This is a genomic window from Rhodococcus sp. C26F (genome assembly GCF_053345925.1).
Genome location: NZ_JBKFBA010000045.1, coordinates 24,530 through 30,653, shown reverse-complemented (window position 1 = coordinate 30,653; position 6,124 = coordinate 24,530). Strand labels below are relative to the sequence as shown.

General features: G+C 65.0%; 5 protein-coding genes and 1 pseudogene. All 6 read right to left on the bottom strand.

Annotated elements, in window-relative coordinates:
• Positions 1–194 (bottom strand): annotated as a pseudogene (locus ACLBYD_RS26875) (lycopene cyclase domain-containing protein); the annotation flags it as partial.
• A gap of 326 nt (positions 195–520) precedes the next feature.
• Positions 521–1,903: an L-serine ammonia-lyase gene (locus tag ACLBYD_RS26870; RefSeq protein ID WP_447818824.1), complete on the bottom strand. Its 1,383-nt coding sequence runs from the start codon at positions 1,901–1,903 to the stop codon at positions 521–523.
• Between the two features lie 58 nt (positions 1,904–1,961).
• Complete coding sequence (locus ACLBYD_RS26865; protein WP_447818823.1) at positions 1,962–2,375, bottom strand: glycine cleavage system protein H; 414 nt, start codon at positions 2,373–2,375, stop codon at positions 1,962–1,964.
• 14 nt (positions 2,376–2,389) lie between these two features.
• Complete coding sequence (locus tag ACLBYD_RS26860) at positions 2,390–2,983, bottom strand: sarcosine oxidase subunit gamma (RefSeq protein WP_447818822.1); 594 nt, start codon at positions 2,981–2,983, stop codon at positions 2,390–2,392.
• Complete coding sequence (locus ACLBYD_RS26855) at positions 2,976–5,837, bottom strand: 2Fe-2S iron-sulfur cluster-binding protein (protein ID WP_447818821.1); 2,862 nt, start codon at positions 5,835–5,837, stop codon at positions 2,976–2,978. The genes ACLBYD_RS26860 and ACLBYD_RS26855 overlap by 8 nt, the downstream gene beginning before the upstream one ends.
• Positions 5,834–6,112: a sarcosine oxidase subunit delta gene (locus tag ACLBYD_RS26850; RefSeq protein ID WP_447818820.1), complete on the bottom strand. Its 279-nt coding sequence runs from the start codon at positions 6,110–6,112 to the stop codon at positions 5,834–5,836. Before ACLBYD_RS26850 ends, ACLBYD_RS26855 begins: the two co-directional genes overlap by 4 nt.
• Between the last annotated feature and the right edge of the window lie 12 nt (positions 6,113–6,124).

Below are 6,124 nucleotides of genomic sequence, written 5' to 3'. Positions count from 1 at the left end.
GTGACGTAGCGGGGATTGAAGCTCCAGACCCCGGCAGTAACGGCCAGCACATCCCAGGCCAGGAAGATGACAGCCACCGGTGCGACAGCTCGGACGACGCGGGCCGGCTGTCGGTAGATCCGTGCCCCCCACTCCAGGGGAGCGGTCACGATCAAGCAGGCCGCCAAGACGAATAAGTAATGCCAGGAATCCATCTCACGCTCCGTTCAGGGTGAAGGAGTCGATGCGGCTCGCGTCCAGCAGGAGCATTTCGGCCGCGACCGACGGACTCCTGATCTGCCAGGAGCGTGGCAGCCGAGCACAGTTCGGACCACGATCCCAGCGCTGTTTGTCACTCCGCCGACGCGTGTCGAGCACGCACCTGCGAACACAGCCAATCACGACCTCAGGCCGGCCATGCCCAAACGGTGCAGAAAATTGCAGAAGGGGATTCCCGGAGGCGATCGATGAGCAGGTGCGCCAGCGCATATCAGGCCTGATTCGCGACGAGATAGCGGAGTTCCTGCAGGTAGGTGACAGGTCAACACTCGACGTAGTTGACGGCGACGTTGACCGCGAGACCGCCGGTAGATGTCTCCTTGTATTTCACCAGCATGTCTGCGCCTGTGGAGCGCATCGTTTCGATCACCTCGTCGAGGCTGACCCTGTGCGTACCGTCGCCGCGCAGCGCCATCCGGGCTGCGTTGATGGCCTTGCCTGCGGAGATGGCGTTGCGTTCGATGCACGGAATCTGCACCAGGCCCTCGATGGGGTCGCAGGTCAATCCGAGACTATGCTCCATTGCAATTTCCGCTGCGTTCTCGACTTGTTCCGGTATGCCGCCCAAGATCTCCGCTAAACCGGCCGCTGCCATGGAGGCCGCGGAGCCCACCTCTCCTTGGCAACCGACCTCGGCGCCGGAGATCGAGGCTCGTTCCTTGTATAGGGATCCGATGGCTCCGGCGGTGAGAAGGAATCGGATTGTGGTCTCGTCGGGGTCAGCCCTCCCGGCCGGGGTGTAGTGCACGGCGTAGTGCAGTACCGCAGGGACGATCCCGGCCGCCCCATTGGTGGGAGCGGTGACGACCCGGCCACCGGATGCGTTCTCCTCGTTGATCGCGAGTGCGACGAGGTTGACCCAGTCTTCGGCGAATTCCGGTGCGCGGTGAGGATCTTCGCGGTTCAAGTGTTCGAACCAGTCATGGGCACGTCGACGAACCCGCAATCCACCCGGTAGGTACCCGTCGCGTGCGATGCCGCGTCGCTCGCACTCGACCATTACATCTCGGATGTGCAACAGGCGGTCCCGGATTGTAAGCGCCGACCGCGATTCGCGTTCGATCGAGAACATGAGCTCGCTGACGCTGTATCCGTAGCGGTTGCAGAGTTCGAGTAGTTCTTTCGCAGAGCCGAACGCAGGTCCGCGAGCCCGTGCAGTAGTGGTTTCTGTGCTTTCCGCTTCGGTGACGACGAAGCCACCACCGACGGAGAAATAAGTCTCCTTGTACAGTTCGACGTTCCCGTCGGCATGGGCGGTGAGCGTCATCCCGTTGGGATGGAACGGCAGGATGGTCAGCGGATGCAGGATGATCTCGTCCTCGGCAAGCGCGATCTCGCGATATCCGCCGAGCGCGAGGTGGCGGGTACGGCGCATGATCTCGAGTCGCCGTTCCATCTCGTCGATCTCGATATCCTCGGGACGGTAGCCTTCGAGTCCGAGTAGAACGGCAGACATCGTCCCGTGTCCGGCGCCGGTCGCGGCCAGCGAGCCGTACAGGTCCACTCGTACGTCGCTCACGTCGTCGAAGACATTGCGGGTGTGCAGCTCGGAGACGAATCTCGCGGCAGCTCGCATGGGACCTACGGTGTGTGAACTCGACGGGCCGACACCGATGGAGAACAGGTCGAACACGCTGGTGGTCATGGAATCACATTCCTGTGGGTATACCGCGACGGCGCACGGGCACGGGCGGGACGTGCGCTCACACCAATTCACGGAGTTCCTCGGCGTACTGAGCGGGAGTGAGCAGATCCTCGGTGGAAGAGGTGGGACCGGGGAGAACGGCAAACAACCATCCCGCCGTGTAAGGGTCGCGAGCCACGAGCCGAGGCTCTCGGATCACCGCGATGTTGGTCATCGTGACCCGGCCGCTGATGGGTGCGTACATTGTGAGCGCCGTCTGCGCGGACGTCCGGATCACCGCGCACGGGGTGCCCGCCTCCACTGTTGTCCCCACTTCGGGTAGGTCCAAGCTCGAGACATCGAGGCCTTCGAGAGCGGCGGCGGTGATGCCGGCCCTCAGTGGGTAGTCCTCCAACGTTTCATTCGGTGCGAGTGCCAACCACCCGTGTGACGAGGTGTACATGCGACCCGCAGGAAGCGTCTTGTCTTTCACGGCTTTTCCTTCACTTACCGGAGGTCGACGCCGAACTCTTCGGCGGCGTCGATGAGCCATTCCGCGAGGTACCGGGCGAACGACGAGCGGACGAGGATGCGGTAGTCGGTGCCGGTGCTGTCGAGCGGAATCATCACGACGTCGGCGAGCGCGAGTTGTGTCCGGACTGCGCTACCAGGCCCGAAAACCTTGGGATGCAGATCGATCGAGCTTCCCTTCGCGAGGACGTCGCGTGCGTGGGCTCCACTGAGGCGGAGGGTGGTTCGTTGGGCGGACACGTCGGTCGCGGCTCCACCGTACGGGTTCACCGCGCTGCGGAGCCGGCGTTCCGCCTCTGCGGGGGACTGCGAGCGCATGGTGATCAGGAACTCCTCCGGACCGATCCGGATGGCGGTCGCCGACTCGCCTTCGGTGCACGTGGAGGTGGTGGTGGGCAGATCCACGCCCAGGACCTTCGATGCTGCGACACGGCCGGGGCCGTGCGGGTCGACCCAGAGCTCGACCATTGTGACGAACGGTTCCTCGGCGACGTGTACGGATTGGGGAAGCTGCGTGAACTTCCGGTCCCATCCGGACAGGGGGCTGTGGGGGGCGAGGATGTCAGCCATCGCGTCGTGCTCCTTCGGGATCGACGAGGACGGAACCGGTGACCTCTACCGCCACCAGGTTTCCGTCCACCGGGACGTGCAGGGTCTCGCCGAGCCTGGCTCGGCCACCTTTGACGAGGGCGAGTCCGAACGGGCGGCCGAGTTCGGCGCTGAAGTAGCTCGAGGTGACGTGGCCGAGCATCGGAACCGGCGGGGGAGGCAGGATGCCGTCCGCTACCTCTTCGATGATCTGTGCTCCCTCGGGCAGTACGGTCTGCCTGTCGAGTGGCAGTAGACCGACGAACTGTTTGCGCAGCGGATTCTGGTTCTCCGCTCGGCTGAAGGAGCGTTTGCCGATGAAGTCCTGTTTCTTCTTCGATACGGCCCAACTCATCCCGAGATCCTGCGGCGTTACCGTGCCGTCGGTGTCCTGCCCGATGATCGGGTAGCCCTTCTCGGCGCGGAGGACGTGCATGGTTTCGGTGCCGTAGGGAGTGATGTCGAACTTTTCGCCCGCGGTGAGAAGTCGCGCCCAGATCGCCGATGCGTACCAGCTGCCGACGTTGACTTCGAACGCGAGTTCTCCGGAGAAGCTGACCCGCGCGACCCGCACGTGGACGCCGTCGAGGACGGTGTCGCGCCAGGCCATGAACGGGAAGGCGTCCTTGGTGACGTCGAGATTGGGGAAGACCTCGCCGATCACGTCGCGCGACCGAGGTCCGACGACGGGGAACGTCGCCCATTGTTCGGTGACGGAGGTGAGCCGAACCGCGAGATGCGGCCATTCGGTCTGTAGCCATTCCTCCATCCAATCGAGGATCTTCGCGGCACCTCCGGTGGTGGTGAAGACCTGGAATCGATCTTCGGCCAAGCGCATCACGGTGCCGTCGTCGATGACCATGCCGTCGACTCCGCACATGACGCCGTAGCGGACCATCCCGACCTTCAAGGTGCTCATCATGTTTGTGTAGATCATGTCGAGCAGTACCCCGGAATCGGGACCCTGGACATCGATCTTGCCGAGGGTGGAGCCGTCCAGGATGCCGACGCTGCGGCGCACTGCCGCGCATTCACGCACCACCGCCGTGTCCATGTCCTCTCCATGGAGGGGGTAGTAGCGGGGGCGCTTCCACTGGCCGACGTCCTCGAACACCGCGCCGTGCTCGGTGTGCCAGTCGTGCAGTGCCGTCACCCGTTCGGGGTCGAAGAGGGCGCCGCGGTTACGGCCGGCGAGGGCGGCGAACGCGACCGGGGTGTACGGAGGCCGGAAGGTGGTGGTGCCCAGTGTCTCGATCGGTCTGCCGAGCAGTTCGGCAGCGATGCCGGAGGAGATGACCCCGGATGTCTTGCCCTGATCGTGTGCGGTGCCGATGGTGGTGTACCGCTTGATGTGTTCCATCGACGTCATCCCGGCGTTCACGGCACGGGCGATGTCGGCGACGGTGGCGTCGCGCTGCAGGTCGACGAATTGGGTGTTCTCACCGGCGATGTCGGGCACCCGCCAGAGCACCAGCGGAGCGGACTGTACCACCGCGGGTACGGCTTCGGGTTCGAGCGCGTCGGGTGTGGTGAAGCCGAGATCGCGCATGATCGTCCGGGCGGCGGTGTGGCCGTGGCGCAGGCATCCGGGCAGGTCGAACACACCGTTCGCGGACCCTGTGACGGAGACGCCGTCGAGGTCCTCGCCGGGTACGAAGGCACCGAGGTTCTCGTCGTAGTGGAGCTTGCCGCGTGCCTGGGAGAACAGGTGCACCGCGGGATTCCACCCGCCGCTGACGAGCAGGACGTCGCAGGCCAGTGGGAGGCGGGCGCGGGGGTCGCCGTCAGTGCGGGGTGACACGATGGCATGACTGACCCGGCCGTTGCCGCGGGTGCCGGAGACCACCGACGCCGTTCGGACGGTGATGCCGCGGGTCTCGCATGCACGTTGCCAGTGGGCCGGCGCCTGGTCACGGGCCTCGATTATCGCGTTGATTCGCACACCGGCGTCGTGCAGGTCGAGGGCGGTTTCGTACGCGCTGTCGTTGGTGGTGAACGCGACGGCCTGCTCGCCCACCTTGACGCCGTAGCGGTGCAGGAAGGTGCGGGCGCTGCGCGCGAGCATGATGCCCGGTCGGTCGTTGTCGGTGAAGACGACGGGACGCTCATGGGCGCCGGTGGCGACGAGGACGTGCCGGGCGCGGATACGCCAGATACGTTGCCGGCTCAAGGCAGCCGGAGCCTCCACACCGAGATGGTCCGTGCGACGCTGCAGTGCGAGGACGAAACCGTCGTCGTAGTGACCGAAGGCGGTGGTGCGTTGCAGGTGCAGGACATCCGGATAGGTCGCGAGTTCGGCAACCGCGTCCGCCACCCAGTCGAGGGCGGGTGCGCCGTCGATGAGGTCGGGGCTGCCGAGGAGATCGCCGCCTGCCTCGTTCTGTTCGTCGACGAGCACCACCCGTGCCCCTGCTCGCGCCGCTGTCAGGGCGGCGGAGAGTCCGGCCGGGCCTGCGCCGGTGACGAGGAGATCGGTGTGGACGTGCTTGGCGTCGTACTTCGCCGAATCGGTGATCTCGGCGAGTCGGCCCTGACCGGGGATACCTCGAGCGACGAGACCGTCGAACAATTCGATGGTGGTGGCGAGAAGCATCGGCTCGGGGAACGGCTCCTCGATCTGTACGAGGCCACCGGTGTCCTCGGCCCATGCCGCGGTAATGCCCCGGGGTCGGCCGAGTTTGATGCTGGTGGTGATCTGATGGACACCGTTCGCGAGCAGCGCCGAAGCGAGCGTGTCACCGCGGTGACCGGTCAGTTCGCGGCCGTCGAATGTGAAGGTGTAGCAGGTGTCGCGGTCGAGGCGACCGCCCTGGTGGGTGCGGAAGGATGCGTTCACGATACTGTCGGCTTCTGCTCGTCGATGCGGTAGACGCTGTGGAATCGGTAGGTGGCGGTGTCGCGTACGGCGTTGAACCAGCGTCGGCAACCAGCGCTGTGATTCCAGCGTTCGGTGAACAGACCTTTCGGGTTGGCGCGGAAGAACACGAAATGCGCCCATTGCTCGTCGGTCAGCGCGTCGGGGTTCTGTGGGTACGCGATGTGGGCTTCGCCGCCGTAGTGGAATTCGGTTTCCTCACGGGGTCCGCACCACGGGCATTCGATGAGTTGCATTGTGGCTCCTGA